Annotated in this window: 15 protein-coding genes and 1 tRNA gene; 11 read left to right on the forward strand and 5 right to left on the reverse strand. The window is 71.2% G+C overall.

Annotation, left to right across the window (positions count from 1 at the left end; genetic code table 11):
- Nucleotides 1–3: 3 nt before the first annotated feature.
- From DTB53_RS02705 to DTB53_RS02735, 7 genes are all read left to right on the forward strand, one after another.
- The gene (locus DTB53_RS02705; protein WP_012380608.1) at nt 4–708 is read left to right on the forward strand and encodes a transglycosylase family protein; all 705 of its coding nucleotides are present in this window, start codon (nt 4–6) and stop codon (nt 706–708) included.
- 322 nt (nt 709–1,030) lie between these two features.
- Nucleotides 1,031–2,311, forward strand: coding sequence for a phosphopyruvate hydratase (gene eno, locus DTB53_RS02710; RefSeq protein ID WP_003968663.1), 1,281 nt, complete (start codon nt 1,031–1,033; stop codon nt 2,309–2,311).
- 93 nt (nt 2,312–2,404) lie between these two features.
- Entirely contained in the window at nt 2,405–2,878 is a 474-nt protein-coding gene (locus tag DTB53_RS02715) for an FtsB family cell division protein (RefSeq protein WP_003968664.1), read from the forward strand.
- Nucleotides 2,879–2,962: 84 nt separating this feature from the next.
- On the forward strand, nt 2,963–3,577 hold the full coding sequence (locus DTB53_RS02720; protein WP_012380610.1) for a DUF501 domain-containing protein: 615 nt from the start codon (nt 2,963–2,965) through the stop codon (nt 3,575–3,577).
- Nucleotides 3,574–4,515: a Ppx/GppA phosphatase family protein gene (locus tag DTB53_RS02725; RefSeq protein ID WP_012380611.1), complete on the forward strand. Its 942-nt coding sequence runs from the start codon at nt 3,574–3,576 to the stop codon at nt 4,513–4,515. The genes DTB53_RS02720 and DTB53_RS02725 overlap by 4 nt, the downstream gene beginning before the upstream one ends.
- 442 nt (nt 4,516–4,957) lie before the next feature.
- The gene (locus DTB53_RS02730; RefSeq protein ID WP_003968669.1) at nt 4,958–6,343 is read left to right on the forward strand and encodes an NAD(P)/FAD-dependent oxidoreductase; all 1,386 of its coding nucleotides are present in this window, start codon (nt 4,958–4,960) and stop codon (nt 6,341–6,343) included.
- Nucleotides 6,344–6,680: 337 nt separating this feature from the next.
- Complete coding sequence (locus DTB53_RS02735; protein ID WP_012380612.1) at nt 6,681–7,985, forward strand: class I SAM-dependent methyltransferase; 1,305 nt, start codon at nt 6,681–6,683, stop codon at nt 7,983–7,985.
- 99 nt (nt 7,986–8,084) lie between these two features.
- Here the strand turns inward: DTB53_RS02735 and DTB53_RS02740 are convergent, their stop codons facing one another.
- On the reverse strand, nt 8,085–10,616 hold the full coding sequence (locus DTB53_RS02740; protein ID WP_012380613.1) for an ABC transporter permease: 2,532 nt from the start codon (nt 10,614–10,616) through the stop codon (nt 8,085–8,087).
- A gap of 121 nt (nt 10,617–10,737) precedes the next feature.
- Nucleotides 10,738–11,508 (reverse strand): ABC transporter ATP-binding protein, encoded by a 771-nt coding sequence (locus DTB53_RS02745; RefSeq protein WP_003968672.1) that lies wholly within the window; start codon nt 11,506–11,508, stop codon nt 10,738–10,740.
- A gap of 578 nt (nt 11,509–12,086) precedes the next feature.
- Between DTB53_RS02745 and DTB53_RS02750 the strand changes: the two genes are divergently transcribed.
- The 3 genes from DTB53_RS02750 to DTB53_RS02760 all read left to right on the forward strand — a co-directional run bounded on the left by DTB53_RS02750 (nt 12,087) and on the right by DTB53_RS02760 (nt 13,727).
- Nucleotides 12,087–12,169 (forward strand) — tRNA-Leu (locus tag DTB53_RS02750).
- Nucleotides 12,170–12,376: 207 nt separating this feature from the next.
- Nucleotides 12,377–13,258 carry a Bax inhibitor-1/YccA family protein gene (locus DTB53_RS02755; RefSeq protein ID WP_003968673.1) on the forward strand — a complete coding sequence of 294 codons (882 nt, stop codon included), beginning with the start codon at nt 12,377–12,379 and terminating at the stop codon, nt 13,256–13,258.
- 151 nt (nt 13,259–13,409) lie between these two features.
- On the forward strand, nt 13,410–13,727 hold the full coding sequence (locus DTB53_RS02760; protein WP_012380614.1) for a hypothetical protein: 318 nt from the start codon (nt 13,410–13,412) through the stop codon (nt 13,725–13,727).
- A 27-nt stretch (nt 13,728–13,754) separates the two neighbouring features.
- On the opposite strand, the gene DTB53_RS02765 is transcribed toward DTB53_RS02760, so the two are convergent.
- From DTB53_RS02765 to DTB53_RS02775, 3 genes are all read right to left on the reverse strand, one after another.
- Entirely contained in the window at nt 13,755–14,651 is an 897-nt protein-coding gene (locus DTB53_RS02765; RefSeq protein ID WP_370454203.1) for a hypothetical protein, read from the reverse strand.
- Nucleotides 14,652–15,017: 366 nt separating this feature from the next.
- Complete coding sequence (locus tag DTB53_RS02770; RefSeq protein WP_003968676.1) at nt 15,018–16,238, reverse strand: acetyl-CoA C-acetyltransferase; 1,221 nt, start codon at nt 16,236–16,238, stop codon at nt 15,018–15,020.
- Between the two features lie 177 nt (nt 16,239–16,415).
- Nucleotides 16,416–17,417 carry an SGNH/GDSL hydrolase family protein gene (locus DTB53_RS02775; protein WP_042497007.1) on the reverse strand — a complete coding sequence of 334 codons (1,002 nt, stop codon included), beginning with the start codon at nt 17,415–17,417 and terminating at the stop codon, nt 16,416–16,418.
- Between the two features lie 159 nt (nt 17,418–17,576).
- Between DTB53_RS02775 and DTB53_RS02780 the strand changes: the two genes are divergently transcribed.
- The gene (locus DTB53_RS02780; RefSeq protein ID WP_003968679.1) at nt 17,577–18,983 is read left to right on the forward strand and encodes a cystathionine beta-synthase; all 1,407 of its coding nucleotides are present in this window, start codon (nt 17,577–17,579) and stop codon (nt 18,981–18,983) included.
- The last annotated feature ends 209 nt before the right edge of the window (nt 18,984–19,192 follow it).

The following is a 19,192-nucleotide window of genomic DNA, read 5'->3' on the forward strand; positions in this document are numbered from 1 at the left end:
TCCATGCTGCTGAACAGCAAGGGCAAGCACCGCCGCCCGTCCAAGGCCGTCCGTATCGCCACCCTCGCGGGTGTCACCGGTGCCGCCGTCGCCGTCCCGCTGATGGGCGCGACCAGCGCTTCCGCCGCCTCCGTCGAGACCTGGGACGCCGTCGCCCAGTGCGAGTCCGGCGGCAACTGGTCCATCAACACCGGCAACGGCTACTACGGCGGACTGCAGTTCTCGCAGTCCAGCTGGGCCGCCGCCGGCGGTACGCAGTACGCCTCCCGGGCCGACCTGGCCTCCAAGGACCAGCAGATCGCCACCGCCGAGAAGCTCCTCGACCTGCAGGGCCCGGGCGCCTGGGCCTGCGCCGGCGCGGGCGGCCTCACCAACGACGGTGTGGACCCGGGTGTGAACACCGGCTCCGGCTCCGGCGAGAGCAAGCCCGAGCAGGCGCAGCCCGAGCGTCAGGCCGAGCAGCCCACCACCCGCTCCGAGCAGCGCGAGGCCCCCAAGGCCGAGAGCGAGAAGACCGTCACCACCCCGACCGGCCAGAAGGTCCAGAAGGGCGACGGCGAGTACAAGGTCAAGGCCGGCGACACCCTGAGCACCATCGCCGAGGCGGAGGGCGTCAAGGGCGGCTGGAGCAAGATCTTCAAGCTCAACGACGACATCGTCAAGGACGCGGACCTGATCTTCCCGGGTCAGCAGCTCCACCTGAAGTAACCGCCGTCTCTCCTCCCCCGGGGAGAAGCGTCCGGCGGCACTTCTCCTCGCACGGCTTCCCGGCCCGGCGCGCTCATCCCCCCAGCGCGCCGGGCCGGGTTCTTCGTGAGCGGCGCCCGCCGGCCGCCCCCATGCGTTCACCTCTTGTTGTTACCACTCAGTAGATTTCTAGAGTTCTGTCCCGTTATGCAGGTCCTTGGGTCCTTTTTCGTCCCAGGAGGCGGGCGGTCGGCTGGCCGACGCGGCCGGGCCCGATAGGCTCGTGTCGCAAGGCCACAGTGACCCTGCACAACCAGTGTCAGATCCCAGAAGGAGATGCCTCGTGCCGTCCATCGACGTCGTCGTAGCCAGGGAAATCCTCGACTCCCGGGGCAACCCCACGGTCGAGGTCGAGGTCGGCCTCGACGACGGCAGCACGGGCCGTGCTGCTGTTCCGTCCGGTGCCTCCACCGGTGCGTTCGAGGCCATCGAGCTTCGCGACGGTGACCCCAACCGCTACCAGGGCAAGGGCGTCGAGAAGGCCGTCCTCGCCGTCATCGAGCAGATCGGCCCGGAGCTCGTCGGGTACGACGCCACCGAGCAGCGCCTCATCGACCAGGCGATGTTCGACCTGGACGCCACCGAGAACAAGGCCTCGCTCGGCGCCAACGCCATCCTCGGCGTCTCGCTCGCCGTCGCGCACGCCGCCTCCGAGGCGTCCGACCTGCCGCTCTTCCGCTACCTCGGCGGCCCGAACGCGCACCTGCTGCCCGTTCCGATGATGAACATCCTGAACGGCGGCTCGCACGCCGACTCCAACGTGGACATCCAGGAGTTCATGATCGCGCCGATCGGCGCGGAGTCCTTCTCCGAGGCCCTGCGCTGGGGCGCGGAGATCTACCACACGCTGAAGAAGGTCCTCAAGACCAAGGGCCTGTCCACCGGACTCGGCGACGAGGGCGGCTTCGCCCCGAACCTGGAGTCCAACCGCGCCGCCCTGGACCTCATCGTCGAGGCCATCAAGGAGGCCGGCTACGTCCCGGGCCGCGACATCGCGCTCGCGCTCGACGTCGCCGCGTCGGAGTTCTACAAGGACGGCGTCTACGAGTTCGAGGGCAAGTCCCGCTCGGCCGCCGAGATGACCGAGTACTACGAGGAGCTCGTCTCCGCATACCCGCTGGTCTCCATCGAGGACCCGCTGTACGAGGACGACTGGGCCGGCTGGAAGGTCATCACCGACCGCATCGGCGCCAAGGTGCAGATCGTCGGCGACGACCTCTTCGTCACCAACCCCGAGCGCCTGGCCCGCGGCATCGAGGAGGGCTCCGCCAACGCCCTGCTCGTGAAGGTCAACCAGATCGGTTCGCTGACCGAGACCCTGGACGCCGTCGAACTGGCCCAGCGCAACGGCTTCAAGTGCATGATGTCGCACCGCTCCGGCGAGACCGAGGACGTCACCATCGCCGACCTGGCCGTCGCCGTGAACTGCGGTCAGATCAAGACCGGCGCCCCGGCCCGCTCGGACCGCGTCGCCAAGTACAACCAGCTGCTGCGCATCGAGGAGATCCTCGACGACGCCGCGGTGTACGCGGGCCGCTCCGCCTTCCCGCGCTTCAAGGGCTGACCCGTAGCCTCAGGACGGTAGCCTCCGCCCGTCCCCGCACCCGGTCCCGTACCGTGTGCGGGGACGGACGTGTGTGATGGGGAGGCGGGAGACATGGCGGGCAAGGACCGGTTCTCCACCGCGACCAGGCTGCGCCTGCTCGGCGAGCAGACCGCGGCTCGCGTGTACCGGTCCCAGAACCGCCGGCAGGCCCGCCGCTCCCGGCTCACCGGCCGGGCCGCGTTCCTGGCGCTGGTGGTCTGCTCCCTGGTGGTGGCGCTCGCCTACCCGATGCGGCAGTACGTCTCCCAGCGCGACGACATCGCCGAGCAGGAACGCCTCTCGCAGGAGGCGGAGCGGCGCACCGAGGAGCTGCGGGACGAGAAGGCGCGGCTCCAGGACGACGCGTACATCATGCGGCTGGCCCGCCAGCACCTGCACTACGTCCTCCCCGGGGAGACGGGCTACACCGTGGCCGACCCCGACGCGGCCCGGGACCGCCGCGGCGAGTCGGGCGCGAGCGACCGGCCGTGGCACTCGAACCTCTGGGACGGCGTGGACAGCGCCGACCGGGCCGACCGCGACTGACCGACCGGCACATCCACCGCTCCGAGACATCCACCGCTCCGAGACATCCACCTCTACGAGCTTCCGAGCAGAACCAAGGCAGGCATGGAAACGCCCCCTCCGCAGACCGAGTCCACCAAGCCCACCGACGCGGACATCGCCGCGTTCGAGCAGCAGCTCGGCCGCCCGCCGCGCGGTCTGCGCGCCATCGCGCACCGCTGCCCGTGCGGCAACCCGGACGTGGTGGAGACCCAGCCCCGTCTGGAGGACGGCACGCCGTTCCCGACGACGTACTACCTGACCTGCCCCCGGGCGGCCTCGGCGATCGGCACGCTGGAGGCCAACGGGGTCATGAAGGAGATGACGGCCCGTCTGGAGACCGACCCCGGGCTGGCCGGCGCCTACCGGGCCGCGCACGAGGACTACCTCTCCCGCCGCGACGCCATCGAGGTCCTGGAGGGCTTCCCGAGCGCGGGCGGCATGCCGGACCGGGTGAAGTGCCTGCACGTGCTGGTCGGCCACTCGCTGGCCGCCGGGCCCGGGGTCAACCCGCTGGGCGACGAGGCCATCGCGATGCTGCCCGAGTGGTGGGCCAAGGGCCCCTGCGTCACCCCGTGCGCGCCGACGGGCGAGGACGAGGGCTGGACGGTCGACGAGGGCGACGGGGGCCACTTCGCCTTCCGCCCGCTGGACGGCCCCGCCGAGGGGCGGGACGCGTGACCCGGGTCGCCGCCGTCGACTGCGGCACCAACTCCATCCGCCTCCTCGTCGCCGACGTGGACCCCGCCACCGGCTCCTTCACCGAGCTGGACCGGCGCATGACGATCGTCCGCCTCGGCCAGGGCGTGGACCGCACCGGCCGGCTCGCCCCCGAGGCGCTGGAGCGGACGTTCGCCGCCTGCCGCGAGTACGCGGCGGTCATCGGGGAGTTCGGCGCCGAACGGATCCGTTTCGTCGCCACCTCCGCCTCCCGCGACGCGGAGAACAGCGCCGACTTCGTGGCCGGGGTCCGGGAGATCCTCGGCGTCGAGCCCGAGGTGATCACCGGAGACCAGGAGGCGCAGCTCTCCTTCGACGGGGCCACCAGGGAGCTCGCGGGCGCCGACCACCTGGCCAAGCCCTATCTGGTGGTGGACATCGGCGGCGGCTCCACGGAGTTCGTCCTCGGCTCCGACCGGGTGGAGGCGGCCCGGTCCGTGGACATCGGCTGCGTACGGATGACGGAGCGTCATCTGGTCGTGGACGGGGCCGTCATGGACCCGCCCGGCCACGAGCAGGCCGCGGCGATCCGCGCGGACGTCGACGCCGCACTCGACCTCGCCGAACAGACCGTGCAGCTCCAGGGGGCCGGCACCCTCGTCGGGCTGGCGGGCACCGTCACGACGATCGCCGGAATCGCGCTGGAGCTGCCGGAGTACGACTCCGGGGCCATCCACCACGCGCGGGTCACCCGCGGCCAGGTCCGCGCGATCACCGAGCACCTGCTCCGCTCCACCCACGAGGAGCGCGCCGCGATCCCGGTGATGCACCCGGGCCGGGTCGACGTGATCGGCGCGGGGGCGATCGTCCTGCTCGCCGTGATGGAGCGGACGGGAGCCCACGAGGTCGTCGTCAGTGAACACGACATCCTCGACGGGATCGCCTGGAGCGCCGCGTAGCGGGGCGGGCGGCTCTCCGGCCGCCCGCTCCATCGCATCGTCACCTGCACCGTTGAGCCCCGGTCAGGCCCTTCTGGGCCGTCCGGGGGCCCCTTGGGGGACGCGCCGCGGGAAAGTTCGTGAACTTCTTCACAAGGAATTGGGCCCTGTTGGTCGCCGTAGGGGTCCATCGGGTCGGAACCGGCCGCCTCGGAGGGTGTCCGCGAGTGCCGTGCGCGCGTTCCGGGGGCGTTGCGGCCGTATGAAGGGGAGGGGTGGTTCACCCGCCCCGAAGGGCCAAGGTCCAGCTCACAGGCGGTGAACAACGTTTCCCGCCGTCTCGTGGTTCCCTTTCGTGCCCATGACCTGGGTCACGTGGGCGGCGAAGTGTAGCAGAGGGTCGGTCAATCCTTGTGAAGGGGCTCACGAGCACCCCCCTGGGGAGGGGTGGATACTCGATGGCATGAGCACCACGGAGCGTCCCAGGATCCTCGTTGTAGGCGGTGGGTACGTAGGCCTGTACGCAGCTCGTCGCATTCTGAAGAAGATGCGATACGGGGAGGCGACCGTCACGGTCGTCGACCCGCGGTCGTACATGACGTACCAGCCCTTCCTCCCCGAAGCTGCCGCAGGCAGCATCTCGCCTCGGCATGTCGTCGTCCCGCTGCGACGCGTGCTGCCCAAGGCTGAGGTTCTCACCGGTCGTGTCACGACCATCGACCAGGACCGCAAGGTCGCCACGGTCGCGCCGCTCGTCGGCGAGGCCTACGAGCTGCCCTTCGACTACCTGGTCATCGCGATGGGCGCGGTCTCCCGCACCTTCCCGATCCCCGGCCTCGCCGAGCAGGGCATCGGCATGAAGGGCGTCGAGGAGGCCATCGGCCTGCGCAACCACGTCCTGGAGCAGCTGGACAAGGCCGACTCCACGACCGACGAGGACGTCCGCCGCAAGGCGCTGACGTTCGTCTTCGTGGGCGGCGGATTCGCCGGCGCGGAGACCATCGGCGAGGTCGAGGACATGGCCCGCGACGCGGCGAAGTACTACACCAACGTGAAGCGCGAGGACATGCGCTTCATCCTCGTCGACGCCGCCGACAAGATCCTTCCCGAGGTCGGTCCGAAGCTGGGCGCCTACGGCAAGGAGCACCTGGAGAGCCGCGGCGTGGAGATCTACCTCTCCACCTCGATGGACTCCTGCGTCGACGGCCACGTGGTGCTGAAGAACGGCCTGGAGGTCGACTCCAGCACCATCGTGTGGACCGCAGGCGTGAAGCCGAACCCGGCGCTGGCCCGCTTCGGCCTGCCGCTCGGCCCCCGCGGCCACGTGGACACCTCCGAGAAGCTCCAGGTGCAGGGCACCGACTACATCTGGGCCGCGGGCGACAACGCCCAGGTGCCGGACATGATCGGCCGCCGCGCCGGCAACCCGAACGCCTGGTGCCCGCCCAACGCCCAGCACGCGCTGCGGCAGGCGAAGGTCCTCGGCGACAACGTGATCTCCGGCATGCGGGGCTTCCCGCAGAAGGAGTACAGCCACGCCAACAAGGGTGCGGTCGCCGGTCTCGGCCTGCACAAGGGCGTCGCGATGATCGTCATGGGCAAGGTGAAGATCAAGCTCAAGGGCCGTCTCGCCTGGTACATGCACCGCGGCTACCACGGCATGGCCATGCCGACCTGGAACCGCAAGATCCGGGTCTTCGCCGACTGGACGCTGGCGATGTTCCTCAAGCGCGAGGTCGTCTCGCTCGGCGCCATGGAGACGCCGCGCGAGGAGTTCTACGAGGCCGCCAAGCCGGCCCCGGCTCCGGCCGCCGCCAAGCCCGAGGGCGAGAAGGCCAAGGCCTCCTGACCCCCCGGTGACGCGCTCCGCGGGGAGCGCACCGTACGACGCCCGAAGGGGCCGTCCGCCATCCGTGGTGCGGACGGCCCCTTCGGCGTATCCGGGCGGGGGCCGGACCGGGTCCCGGGCGGCGGGCCGTGGCCTGTCCCCGCCCATGTGGATGGCCTGTGCATGCATTTTGCCGTTCCGTTGCCCGGTAGCGGGATGACGGAGAGTGCGGGGACAGTTGACGCAGGTGTACCTCGCCCTGCCACCGGGGTGTCGCGGCGGGGCTACGGGCATGTCCCTGCGCGGGGTGCTCGTTGTGCTTGTCGTGCTTGTCGGGGAAACACCACGGAGGTGTGCCATGGCAGACGCCGCGTCGCGGCTGACCGCTCTCGCCGAGGAGTTGCTCTCGGAACCCCTGCCGGTCCGGATCCGGGCCTGGGACGGCAGCGAATCGGGGCCGCCCGGCGCCCCGGTCCTCGTGATCCGCCACCGCCGGGCCCTGCGCCGGCTCCTGTGGAAGCCGGGCGAACTGGGCCTGGCCCGCGCCTGGGTGGCGGGGGAGGTCGACATCGAGGGCGACCTGTACGAAGCCCTCGGCCATCTGGCCGGGCTGCTCTGGGACCGGGGCGCCGACGCCAAGGACTCCGTCCACCCGGTCCGCGACCCCGAGGTCCGCGCCTTCGCCCGCGGCCTCCTCGACCTCGCCGGCCCCTGGCCGCCCCCGGCCCCGCCCGCCGAGGAGGTACGCCGCCGCACCGGCCCGCTGCACACCAGACGCCGCGACAAGAAGGCCATCAGCCACCACTACGACGTCGGAAACGACTTCTACGCCCTGGTGCTCGGCCCCTCCATGGTCTACTCCTGCGCCTACTGGCAGGACGGAGGGACCCTGGAGGAGGCCCAGCGCGACAAGCTCGACCTGGTCTGCCGCAAGCTCGGCCTCAAGAAGGGCGACCGCCTCCTGGACGTCGGCTGCGGCTGGGGCTCCATGGCCATCCACGCCGCCCGGGAGTACGGGGCCCAGGTCACCGGCGTCACCCTCTCCCGGGAACAGGCCGCCCACGCCCGTAAGCGCATCGCCGAGGAGGGCCTGACCGACCGGATCGAGATCCGCGTCCAGGACTACCGGGACGTCGGCGACGGCCCGTACGACGCGATCTCCTCGATCGGCATGGCCGAGCACGTCGGCTCGGTCCGCTACCGCGAGTACGCCGAGGACCTCTACGCCCTCCTGAAGCCCGGCGGACGCCTCCTGAACCACCAGATCGCCCGCCGCCCCGAACGGGACGAGGACGCCTACCGCATCGACGCCTTCATCGACGCCTACGTCTTCCCCGACGGCGAACTGGCCCCGCTCGCCCGCACCCTGGCCACCCTGGAGGAGGCCGGCTTCGAGGCCCGGGACGTCGAGACGCTGCGCGAGCACTACGCGCTGACCCTGCGCCGGTGGGTGGCCAACCTGGAGCGGCACTGGGAGCAGGCGGTACGCGCCACCTCCCCGGGCCGCGCCAGGGTCTGGCGGCTGTACATGGCCGCCTCGGCGCTCTCCTTCGAGCACAACAGGATCGGCGTCAACCAGATCCTCGCGGTGCGCCCCCTGGACGGCGGCGGCTCCGGGCTGCCGCTGCGCGCCCGCACCTGGACGGAGGGCCCGGGCGCCTGACCCGTACGGGCACGGCACGGGCGAGGGGCCGGTGCACCGCTCCACGGCGGTGCACCGGCCCCTCGTCGTCCCCACGTCCCGGACTCCTCCGGGCCCGGACTACTCCGTCTTGATCGCCGTCAGCATGTTGAGCTTCGCGGCGCTGCGGGCGGGCCACAGCGAGGCGAGGACGCCCACCAGGGCGGCGAGGAGCAGGAAGACGCCGAGCCGGTCCCACGGGATGACCAGGGCGTAGCCGGGGATGTCGGCGGACAGCGTCCGGCCGATCGCCCAGCCGAGGAAGACCCCGAGGCCGACCCCGATCACCGCGCCGAACAGCGAGATGACGACGGCCTCCAGACGGATCATCCGCTTGACGCGGCCCCGGTCGAGGCCGATCGCGCGGAGCATGCCGATCTCCTGCTGCCGCTCGAACACCGACATCGCGAGGGTGTTGACGACCCCGAGGACCGCGATCAGCAGGGCCATGGCGAGCAGCCCGTACATGATGTTCAGGGCGGTGTTGATGAAGCCGCCGAACATGTCACGGATGTCCTGCCGGTCCATGACGCTCATCGCCGGGTTGTCGCCGAGCGCGTCCACGATGGACTGCTCGTTGGCCTTGCTCGCGCCGCCGTCCGCCTTGATCCAGATCTCGCGGATCTCGGGACGCGTGGCGGAGCTGTGCCGGTCCGCCAGCTCCTTCGGGATCACGAAGGGCGAGAGGAACTCGTTCTCCTTGTAGAGCGCCCCTACGGTGACCTCGCCCTTCTTGTCGTCCTCGAACTTCACCGGGAGCGTGTCGCCGGTCTTCCAGCCGTTCGACTCGGCGGTCTTGGAGCCGACCGCGACCTGGCCGTCCTTCAGCGAGCCGAGCGAGCCGGAGACGGTCGTCAGCGAGAAGACCTTCTCCACGTCGCCCGGGGTGACGGCGGAGGCCGAGTGGTACTCGCCGTCGACCTCGAACCAGGCGGCCTGCTGCGGGGAGAGCGCGGCGATGCCGTCCGCCTTCGACAGGGCGGTGAGCGCGGACTCGTCGAGCGAGTCGCCGCTGGCCATCGAGACCAGGTAGTCGGCCTTGATGTTGTCCGTGGTCATCTTGTCGATGGCCTGGCCGAGCGTGACGCCGAGCACCGAGATGCCGGTGACCAGGGTCAGCCCGATGGCGAGCGCGGAAGCGGTGGCTCCGGTGCGCCGCGGGTTGCGGACCGCGTTCTGCGAGGCCAGCTTCCCCGAGACGCCGAACACCTTCTTCAGCAGCGGCCGGACCAGGGCGATGACCGGGCGCGAGAGCAGCGGGATCAGGATGATGACGCCGATCAGGGCGAAGAACGCGCCGCCCGCCACCAGCTGCCTGCCGGACGTGCCGCCGGCCGCCGCGCCGCCGACGATCCCCGCGGCGCCGAGCAGGGCGATCACGCCGCCGATGGAGTTCCGTACGATCAGGGACTTGGTGGAGGCGGTGGCGTGCACGCTGCTCATCGCGGCCACCGGGGCGATCTTCGCGGCGCGGCGGGCGGGCAGCCAGGCGGCCAGCACGGTGATCAGGACGCCGACGGCGAACGCGGAGAGGACGGCGGTCGGCGAGACGATCAGCGGACCCGCGGGGATCTTGCCGCCCAGGAGGCCCATCGCGGAGCGCAGACCGATGGCGAGGCCGAGACCGAGGGCGAAGCCGATGACGGAGGCGAGCGTGCCGACCACGGCCGCTTCGAGCAGCACCGAGCGCTTGATCTGGCGGCGGGTCGCGCCGATGGCCCGCATCAGGGCCAGCTCACGGGTCCGCTGGGCGATCAGCATGGTGAAGGTGTTGGCGATGAGGAAGATGCCGACGAACAGCGCGATGCCCGCGAAGGCCAGCAGCATGGTGTTGAGGCTGGTCAGGCCGGACTCGATGTCCTTGGCCTGCTGGTCCGCCAGCGCCTTGCCGGTCTGCGCGTCGGCGTCCTTGGGCAGCAGCGGCTCGATCTCGGCCAGCAGCTTCCGGTCGGAGACGCCGTCCGCGGCCGAGACCGTGGCGCTCTGGAAGACGCCGGGCTTCAGGTAGAGCTGCTGGGCGGTCGGGGTGTCGAACAGCACGAGGCTGCCGCCCGCGTTGACCGCGCCGTCCTCGGTGGTGAAGATCCCCGAGAGGGTGTACTCCTTCACCGGGCCGTTGGTCGCGACCCGCACCGGGTCGCCGACCTTGTACTCGCCCTTGTTCGCGGTGTCCTTGTCGAGCGCGATCGTGCCGTTCTTCGCCGGGCCCGAGCCGTCGGTGAAGACGTAGCTCGCGTCCTCGCCGTCCTTGCCGGGGGCGAAGTTCGCGCCGGTGTTGGACCAGCCGTTGCCGATCAGCTTGCCGTCCGGGTCGGCGACCCCGGCGAAGCCGTTGACCCGGCCGGTGGCGGAGGCCACGCCGTCCAGACCCCGGATCTTCTCCAGGGTGGCCTCGTCTATGCCGGCGGTCTTCTCGTCGTCGCCGGCGAACGTCTCGATGGAGACGGCGACGTTGTCGTAGCTCTTGGCGGACTGCTTGCTGAAGGCGTTGCCGAGGGTGTCGGTGAAGATCAGGGTGCCGGAGACGAACGCTACGCCGAGCATGACGGCGAGCACGGTCATCAGCAGCCTGGCCTTGTGCGCGAGCACATTGCGCAGGGCGGTACGGAACATGTCTGTGTGTCCTGGGATGGGTTCCGGAAGGGGGGCGGGGGCGCGCGGGGGCGGCGGCCGGGGTCCGGCGGGCGCCCGCGTCGGCCGGTGCGGCGGCGGTGCGGGGCGACCGCCGGCGGCGTCAGCTCGTGCGGCCCTTCGCGTCGAACGCCTTCATCCGGTCGAGGACCCCGTCGGCGGTCGGGTGCATCATCTGGTCGACGACCGCGCCGTCCGCGAGGAAGACGACCCGGTCCGCGTAGGAGGCGGCGACCGGGTCGTGCGTCACCATCACCACGGTCTGGCCGAGCTCGCGCACCGAGTTGCGCAGGAAGCCGAGGACCTCGGCGCCGGAGCGGGAGTCCAGGTTTCCGGTCGGCTCGTCACCGAAGATGATCTCGGGCTGCGAGGCGAGGGCGCGGGCCACGGCGACACGCTGCTGCTGACCGCCGGAGAGCTCGGTCGGGCGGTGCTTCAGCCGCTCCGAGAGACCGACCATGTCGATCACCTTCTGGAGCCACGCGGCGTCCGGCTTGCGGCCGGCGATGTCCATCGGCAGCGTGATGTTCTCCAGCGCGGTGAGGGTCGGCAGCAGGTTGAACGCCTGGAAGATGAAACCGATCTTGTCCCGGCGCAACTGCGTGAGCTGCTTGTCCTTCAGCGTCGAGAGCTCGGTCTCGCCGATGCGCACCGAGCCGCTGCTGAAGCTGTCGAGCCCGGCCACGCAGTGCATCAGCGTCGACTTGCCGGAGCCCGAGGGCCCCATGATCGCGGTGAACTCGCCCTGCGGGAAGTCCACGGTCACCCGGTCCAGGGCGACGACCTGCGTCTCGCCCTCGCCGTAGACCTTCGACAGCTCCGTGGCGCGGGCAGCCACCGCGGTGGCGCGGTGAACGGTGGGGGTGGTGGTCACAGGGACGCTCCTGGTTCGGGTGATGCGGATGCTGGGGCCGTGCTGAGGGGGCCGTCGGGCCACGCCTCGGGGACTTACTCCATCGTTACGTCCCGATCGGCTCCGGTCGTCACTCCCGATGCCCGTTCCCGTGGCCGTCTTGAGTCGCATCAGCGGCGTGGATCCGTCCTCCTCGGGTATGACATCGACCCTGACCGCAGTGGTGTCCCGGGGCGTCGTGATCACCCACCGTGAGCGCCCGGGGGCGCGAGTGGAGAGCGGCGCCGAGGGCGGGCCGGCCCCTCCGGAGCGAGGCCGGGTGCGGGCCCGGGGCGGCGGCGGACCCGAGGGTGGCGGACGCCCTGGCGAAGCATGGCGCGGACCTGGCGCGTTGGGCCGTACGAGTGCGGCGACTTTCCGTCATTCCCGTGCGGTGCGCGGACCGCCCAAGATCGGCCACGGGTGTGTGGTCAGCTTGGCCTGATGTCCTGACGGACCCTCAAGCGGTCAATAAAATAAGACAACATCGCGCCACCGTTCCGCTGATCGAGGGATGTCCCCGGTTAGGGTCGGTAGCCAAACGCGGAGTCGCGCGGCACGCCCGGATGGTGGAACGTAGACACGGCGAGCTTAAACCTCGCTGCCCCTCGGGGGCGTGCCGGTTCGAGTCCGGCTCCGGGCACTACGCGCAACACTGTGCGTGACCCGGACGGCCCAGGCGGTGACGGCGCCGGATGTGTGATCTCCGCCTCGCGGGCCAGTCCTCCCCGTACCCCGGCGGGCATCACCTTAGGCCGCCGCAAAGATCCTCCCCTGGCACTAGGGTGATTCTTTTGCCTACCCATTACTCTTGTGGCAAGGCCACGCAGTGTGGCCATGGAGGAGTGAGATGAGGAGCAGCAACCCGGTCTTCTCGCGACGGGGGTTCAGCCGCGACAACGGCCACGCGGGCTTCAACGCGACGCCGCAGGCCGGGGCCCCCGCGACGGGCAACCCGTACGCGCAGGGCACCGCCGCCAACCCGTACGCCACGAACCCCTACGCGCAGACGGACATCCAGGGCGCCCCGCAGGCGCCCGCCCGTCCCGACGTGATGACCATCGACGACGTGGTCACGCGCACGGCGATGACGCTCGGCACCGTGATCGTCGCCGCGACCGCCGCCTGGTGGCTGCTGCCGGTCGACCAGGCGAACGTCGGCACGGCGATCGGCGTCGCCGTCGTCGCCGCGATCATCGGCTTCGTGCTGTCGCTGGTGAACTCGTTCAAGCGTCGGCCCTCGCCGCCGCTGATCCTGACGTACGCGGCGTTCGAGGGTGTCTTCCTCGGCGTCATCAGCAACATCGTCAGTGTCTACTGGGCTCCCGGCGCCGCGATGCAGGCCGTGCTCGGCACCATGGCGGTCTTCGCCGGTGTGCTGATCGCCTACCGCACCGGACTGATCCGGGTCACGCGCCGTTTCTACGGCTTCGTGATGGCGGCCGCCATCGGCTTCTCACTGCTGATGATGGTCAACCTCCTGTTCGCCGTGTTCGGCGGCGGTGACGGCCTCGGCTTCCGCAGCGGTGCCCTCGGCATCATCTTCGGCATCGTGGCCATCGTCATCGGCGCGTGCATCCTCGCCCTGAACTTCAAGCAGGTCGAGGACGGCATCGCGTACGGCGCTCCGCGCGAGGAGTCCTGGCTGGCGGCCTTCGGCCTCACCGTGACCCTGGTGTGGATCTACATCGAGATGCTGCGCCTGGTCGCGATCCTCAGCGGCGACGACTGACCGACCGCGCGGCACCCGCCGCACGCGTCACACCCGTAGCACCGGAACGGCCCGCAGGCATCGCGCCTGCGGGCCGTTCCGCGTTCCGTGCCCCGGGGCCGCCCCCTGGAGTGTTGGCGGCCGGGCGGGAGGGCCGCGTAGGGTCGGCCGGGTGCTCGATACGACGCCCCTGACCCTGGCCGTGGACCGATTCGCCGACCGGCTGCGCTCGGCGCCGCAGAGCCGCCTCCAGCGCGGTGCGGCCGCCGAGGCGCTCGCCGCCGCCCGTGAACTCGCCGCCCGGGCCCAGCGCCTGGAGAACCCGGACGCCGAGCCGCGGGAGCTGCCCGACGCCGGGATGTTCGCCGTGGGCGACCAACTCGCCGTCGCCGGGCGGGACCTGGCCGTGGCGCTGGAAACGGCCCCGTCCCAGGAGCTGGACGAGGCCGTGCGGCACGTCGGGGAAGCGGCGGCGCGGGCGTTCGCGTGATGCGTGCGAGGGGCCCGCGCCCGGCGGTCAGAACGAGGCGATGACGCGGTCGGCGAGGATGTACACGTTGTCCTCGCCGCAGGAGAAGGTCAGCGCGTAGGCGCCCGAGACCCCCGAACCCCCCAGCAGCACCGGCTGCCTGCCCGCCCGCAGGGCGTCGGCGAGGCGCTCGGCGGTCTCCCGGTGACCGGGGGTCATGCAGAGCGTGGTGCCGTCGGCGAAGACGTACACGTCGAGGGTGCCCAACGGTCCGGGCCGCACGTCGGTCAGCTCGGTCGCGGTGTCGGCCAGCTCCTCCAGCCGGTTCACGGTGCGCTCGTGGTCGGTGACCACCGGCGTCTGCACGGGGACGAAGTCCGGGTGCGAGGGGTGCCGGCGGCGGGCCGCGGCCAGCTCGGGGGAGTCCTCGGGGAACTCGGAGATCTCCGGGAGATCGGTCAGCTCGCCGACCTCGTGCTCCGCGAGGGTCCGCTCGCCCAGCTCCGCCTCCGCGAGGGTCCGCTCGCTCAGCTCCGCGAGCTCCTCCATCGCCTCGGCCGCTTCGAGGTCCATCGACTCCAGGCCGGCGAAGTCGGCCTGCCGGGGCAGGTAGTACGGGGCGTCGTCGCCGAGGCCGGACAGACCGCCCAGCAGGGACGGGGCGTCGGCGGCGTCACGGGCCTCCTGGGCGGCCCAGAAAGCGCGCGCCTCGGCCAGCTCGCGCTCGCGCTCCTCGGCGAGCGCTTCGGCGACGGCCGCGCGTATCTCCTCGGCCCCAGTGGCCGTACCGCGGCTCTGCGGCGGCACGGAAGCATGCAGGGCGTGACCGGCGGCCAGCTCCGTGCGCAGCGCCACGACCTGCTTGCGCAGCCCGTGAGCGGCGTGCAGTGCGGCGGCGCCGACGACCGTGGCAGCGGCGGTGGTCAGCAACAGGGCAAATGACATGGCGCTCACTGACATACTCCCGGTTTCTATCGATACCCCCGACTTCCTACATCAGCTTGACCTGTACCGGTACGCGCTGTCAGTGCATTACGTCACGAAATGGACAGGTCTTTCGGTCCGATGTTTAGCCCCATAACGGCGCTGACCTGCGGAAACGGCGCTCCCCCAGGACGCAGATCACATCCTGGGGGAGATTCGGTCACGGTCGGGGCTCGGAGGGATTCGAAACCCCCGCCGCGCGGGAGCCCCCCACCCTCCGCCGCACGTCAGCTCAGTCGCTCGTGCTGGTGGTCGCACTGGGCTGTGCCTCCGCTGCGGGCAGGTGCCGTCCTCGTCCCTCGGGCGACCCCTACCCTCCGCTGCGCCTCAGCTCAGTCGCTCGATGACCATCGCCATGCCCTGGCCGCCGCCCACGCACATCGTCTCCAGGCCCCACTGCTTGTCGTGGAACTGGAGGCTGTTGATCAGCGTGCCGGTGATGCGGGCGCCGGTCATGCCGAAGGGGTGGCCCACGGCGATCGCGCCGCCGTTGACGTTGACCTTGTCCAGCGGCAGGCCGAGGTCCCGGTAGGAGGGGATGACCTGGGCGGCGAACGCCTCGTTGATCTCGGCGAGGTCGATGTCGTCCACGGTCAGGCCGGCCCGCTTCAGCGCCTGCTTGCTGGCCTCGACCGGGCCGTAGCCCATGATCTCGGGGGAGAGGCCGGAGACGCCGGTGGAGACGATCCGGGCCAGCGGGGTCAGGCCCAGCTCGCGCGCCTTGGTGTCGGACATGATCACCAGGGCGGCGGCGCCGTCGTTGAGCGGGCAGCAGTTGCCCGCGGTGACCAGGCCGTCGGGGCGGAAGACCGGCTTCAGGCCCTGCACGCCCTCCAGGGTGACCCCCGCGCGCGGGCCGTCGTCCTTGGCGACGACCGTGCCGTCGGGGGTGGTGACCGGGGTGATCTCCCGCTCCCAGAAGCCGTTCTTCAGGGCCTCCTCGGCGAGGTTCTGCGACCGTACGCCGAACTCGTCCATCTCCTGGCGGGTGACGCCCTTGGACCGGGCCAGGTTCTCCGCCGTCTGCCCCATCGAGATGTACGCGTCCGGCACGAGGCCGTCCTCGCGCGGGTCGTGCCAGCTCGCGCCGGACTCCTCGGCACGGGCGGCGGTGCGGGCCTCGGCCTCGGCGAACAGCGGGTTGTGCGTGTCCGGGAGGCTGTCGGAGTTGCCCTTGGTGAAGCGGGACACCATCTCGACACCGGCCGAGATGAAGACGTCGCCCTCGCCCGCCTTGATCGCGTGCAGCGCCATCCGGCTGGTCTGCAACGACGAGGAGCAGTAGCGGGTGACCGTACAGCCGGGAAGGTGGTCCATCCCCATCTGCACGGCGATGATGCGGCCGAGGTTGTTGCCCTGCTCGCCGCCGGGCAGACCGCAGCCCAGCATCAGGTCGTCGATGTCCTTCGGGTCCAGCTCCGGGACCTTGGCCAGCGCGGTCTGGATGATCGTGGCGGTCAGGTCGTCCGCGCGCAGGTCCTTGAGGGACCCCTTGAAGGCGCGGCCGATCGGCGAACGGGCGGCAGAGACGATCACGGCTTCGGGCATCACGCGGCTCCAAGGGGCTGGAAGGCTGTGTGGACGGACGGAACTCCTCTGGAAGTTACCCGGACGTATCGTCGGGGTCACCCGGCAGGCCGTGTGATGCGGGACTCTTTTCTAAGCGCTTGCTCAGGATGGTCCGCCGGGCTCCCGCCGACGGTCTGCCGGGTGGCGAGGGCCCTCCTACGCGTGCCCGTGGGCGGCGTCCGGGTGCGGGTGCGGGGTGGGCTCCGTGGAGGCGGGCAGGCGCCGCCGCCGACGGTGCTTGAGGAGGGCCCAGGGAGCGCGCGCCCCCGTGACCTCCGTACCGGCCTCCCGGGCCGCCCGGGACGCGGCCTTCGCCACCGGAAGGATGTCCTCGCGCCGTGCGCCGTCCAGCCGGTCCGACTCCGGCCACAGGCCCAGCACCGCGCACAGCGTGGGCAGCACCGCCATGGCCGCCGTGGCGTAGCCCTCGGCGGAGGGGTGGTAGTTGTCCGGGCCGAACAGCTCGCGCGGGTTCGCCGCGAACTCCGGGCCCAGCAGATCGCCCAGCGACACCGTGCGACCGCCCTGCTCCACCACGCCGATCGTCTGCGCCGCCGCCAGCTGCCGGCTCACCCGCCGGGCCAGCCAGCGCAACGGCTGGTAGACCGGCTCGATCGTGCCCAGGTCCGGGCAGGTCCCGACGACCACCTCCGCCCCCGCCGTCCGCAGCCTGCGCACCGCCGTCGTCAGACAGCGCACCGACTGGGTCGCGGGCATCCGGTGGGTGACGTCGTTCGCCCCGATCATGATCACGCAGACGTCCGGGACCCGTGCCGGGTCCGCCAGCAGCAGTGACACCTGCCGCTCCAGATCGTCCGACCTGGCCCCCGGCAGGGCCACGTTCCGCAGGTCCACCGGCCGCTCGGCCACCGCCGCGAGACCCGAGGCCAGCAGCGCGCCCGGGGTCTGCCCGGCCCGCCGCACGCCCTGGCCCGCAGCCGTCGAGTCCCCGAGGATCCCGAGCCGCATCGCGTCGTTCGGCCCGGCGAACGCCACTCCGTACCGTCCGTCCGCACTCGGCGGGACCGGCGCCGTCCCGCCGCCGACCTGCCTCTTCGCGAGCTGGACCTCCGCCAGGAACACGCCCACGGCCGCCGCACCGATCAACCCGATGCCGCCACCGCCGTAGGCCGCGCCCGCCGCGATCCGCCGTGCCACCCTTGCTCTCGACACAGTCCGGTCCACCTCCTCCTCGCCGTACAGCCGTACACGTACCTACTTGCCCCGCCGGGGGCTCGGTGTACTCCTTCCCGTACGCACAGTGCGCCCCGTACGCATACTCTGGGCCGGACCATCTCGGAGATCCCGGAGTACACGGTGCAATTCCACGATTCGATGATCAGTCTTGTCGGCAACACCCCGCTGGTGAGGCTGCGCAACGTCACGGCAGGTATCCAGGCGACGGTCCTGGCCAAGGTCGAGTACTTCAACCCCGGCGGGTCCGTGAAGGACCGCATCGCGCTGCGCATGATCGAGGCGGCCGAGCAGAGCGGGGAGCTGAAGCCCGGCGGCACGATCGTCGAGCCGACCAGCGGCAACACGGGCGTCGGCCTCGCCATCGTCGCCCAGCAGAAGGGCTACAAGTGCATCTTCGTCTGCCCGGACAAGGTGTCCACGGACAAGATCAACGTGCTGCGCGCGTACGGCGCCGAGGTCGTCGTCTGCCCCACCGCCGTCGACCCCGAGCACCCGGACTCGTACTACAACGTCTCCGACCGGCTGGTCACCGAGACGCCGGGCGCCTGGAAGCCCGACCAGTACTCCAACCCGAACAACCCGCGCTCGCACTACGAGACCACCGGTCCCGAGCTGTGGGAGCAGACGGAGGGGAAGATCACCCACTTCGTCGCGGGCGTCGGCACCGGCGGCACCATCAGCGGCACCGGGCGCTACCTGAAGGAGATCAGCGACGGCGCGGTCCAGGTCATCGGCGCGGACCCGGAGGGCTCGGTCTACTCCGGCGGCTCGGGGCGGCCGTACCTGGTCGAGGGCGTCGGCGAGGACTTCTGGCCGAGCGCGTACGACCGGAACGTCACCGACGAGATCGTCGCCGTGTCCGACAAGGACTCCTTCCAGATGACGCGCCGGCTCGCCAAGGAGGAGGGGCTGCTCGTCGGCGGTTCCTGCGGCATGGCGGTCGTCGGGGCCCTGGAGGTCGCCAAGCGGCTCGGCCCCGATGACGTCGTCGTGGTGCTGCTCCCCGACAGCGGGCGCGGCTACCTGAGCAAGATCTTCAACGACGAGTGGATGGCCGACTACGGCTTCCTGGAGAACACCGGCACCTCCGCCAACGTCGGCGCGGTCCTGGACTTCAAGGAGGGCCCGATGCCCTCGCTCGTCCACATGCACCCGGAGGAGACGGTCGGCGAGGCCATCGAGGTGCTGCGCGAGTACGGCGTCTCCCAGATGCCGATCGTGAAGCCGGGCGCCGGTCACCCGGACGTGATGGCCGCGGAGGTCATCGGATCGGTCGTGGAGCGGCAGCTGCTGGACGCGCTGTTCACCCAGCGCGCCTCGCTGTCCGACCCGCTGGAGAAGCACATGTCGGCTCCGCTGCCGCAGGTCGGCTCCGGCGAACCGGTCGAGGACCTGATGGCCGTGCTCAGCGGCACGGACGGGGCCGACGCGGCGATCGTGCTCGTCGAGGGCAAGCCCAAGGGCGTCGTGAGCAGGCAGGACCTGCTGGCGTTCCTCGCCGAGGACGCGGGCACGGCGAAGGCCTGACGGGTCGGCCGCCGGGGCCGGTCCGGGGCGGCTCACGGGTCGGCCGCGGGCCTTCGCGAAAACGGTACGAGCGCGTCACGTCCGCGCAGCACCCGCTTAACACGGCTCCGGCACATTGGTGGGTGTCGGCAGGGAAACCCGCCGGCACCCAGAACGGCGACACCGGACTACGGAGCGGCTCCCGGACCTCCACCGTCGCCCGGACGCGG

It is taken from the genome of Streptomyces griseus (assembly GCF_900460065.1).
Classification (GTDB): Bacteria; Actinomycetota; Actinomycetes; order Streptomycetales; family Streptomycetaceae; genus Streptomyces; species Streptomyces griseus.

Bases quoted from the DNA above. Each gene is read 5' to 3' on its own strand.
- DTB53_RS02705 (WP_012380608.1), top strand. From the start codon at position 4: ATGCTGCTGAACAGCAAGGGCAAGCACCGCCGCCCGTCCAAGGCCGTC.
- DTB53_RS02715 (WP_003968664.1), top strand. From the start codon at position 2,405: ATGGCGGGCAAGGACCGGTTCTCCACCGCGACCAGGCTGCGCCTGCTC.
- DTB53_RS02720 (WP_012380610.1), top strand. From the start codon at position 2,963: ATGGAAACGCCCCCTCCGCAGACCGAGTCCACCAAGCCCACCGACGCG.
- DTB53_RS02730 (WP_003968669.1), top strand. From the start codon at position 4,958: ATGAGCACCACGGAGCGTCCCAGGATCCTCGTTGTAGGCGGTGGGTAC.
- DTB53_RS02735 (WP_012380612.1), top strand. From the start codon at position 6,681: ATGGCAGACGCCGCGTCGCGGCTGACCGCTCTCGCCGAGGAGTTGCTC.
- DTB53_RS02740 (WP_012380613.1), bottom strand. From the start codon at position 10,616: ATGTTCCGTACCGCCCTGCGCAATGTGCTCGCGCACAAGGCCAGGCTG.
- DTB53_RS02755 (WP_003968673.1), top strand. From the start codon at position 12,377: ATGAGGAGCAGCAACCCGGTCTTCTCGCGACGGGGGTTCAGCCGCGAC.
- DTB53_RS02765 (WP_370454203.1), bottom strand. From the start codon at position 14,651: ATGTCATTTGCCCTGTTGCTGACCACCGCCGCTGCCACGGTCGTCGGC.
- DTB53_RS02770 (WP_003968676.1), bottom strand. From the start codon at position 16,238: ATGCCCGAAGCCGTGATCGTCTCTGCCGCCCGTTCGCCGATCGGCCGC.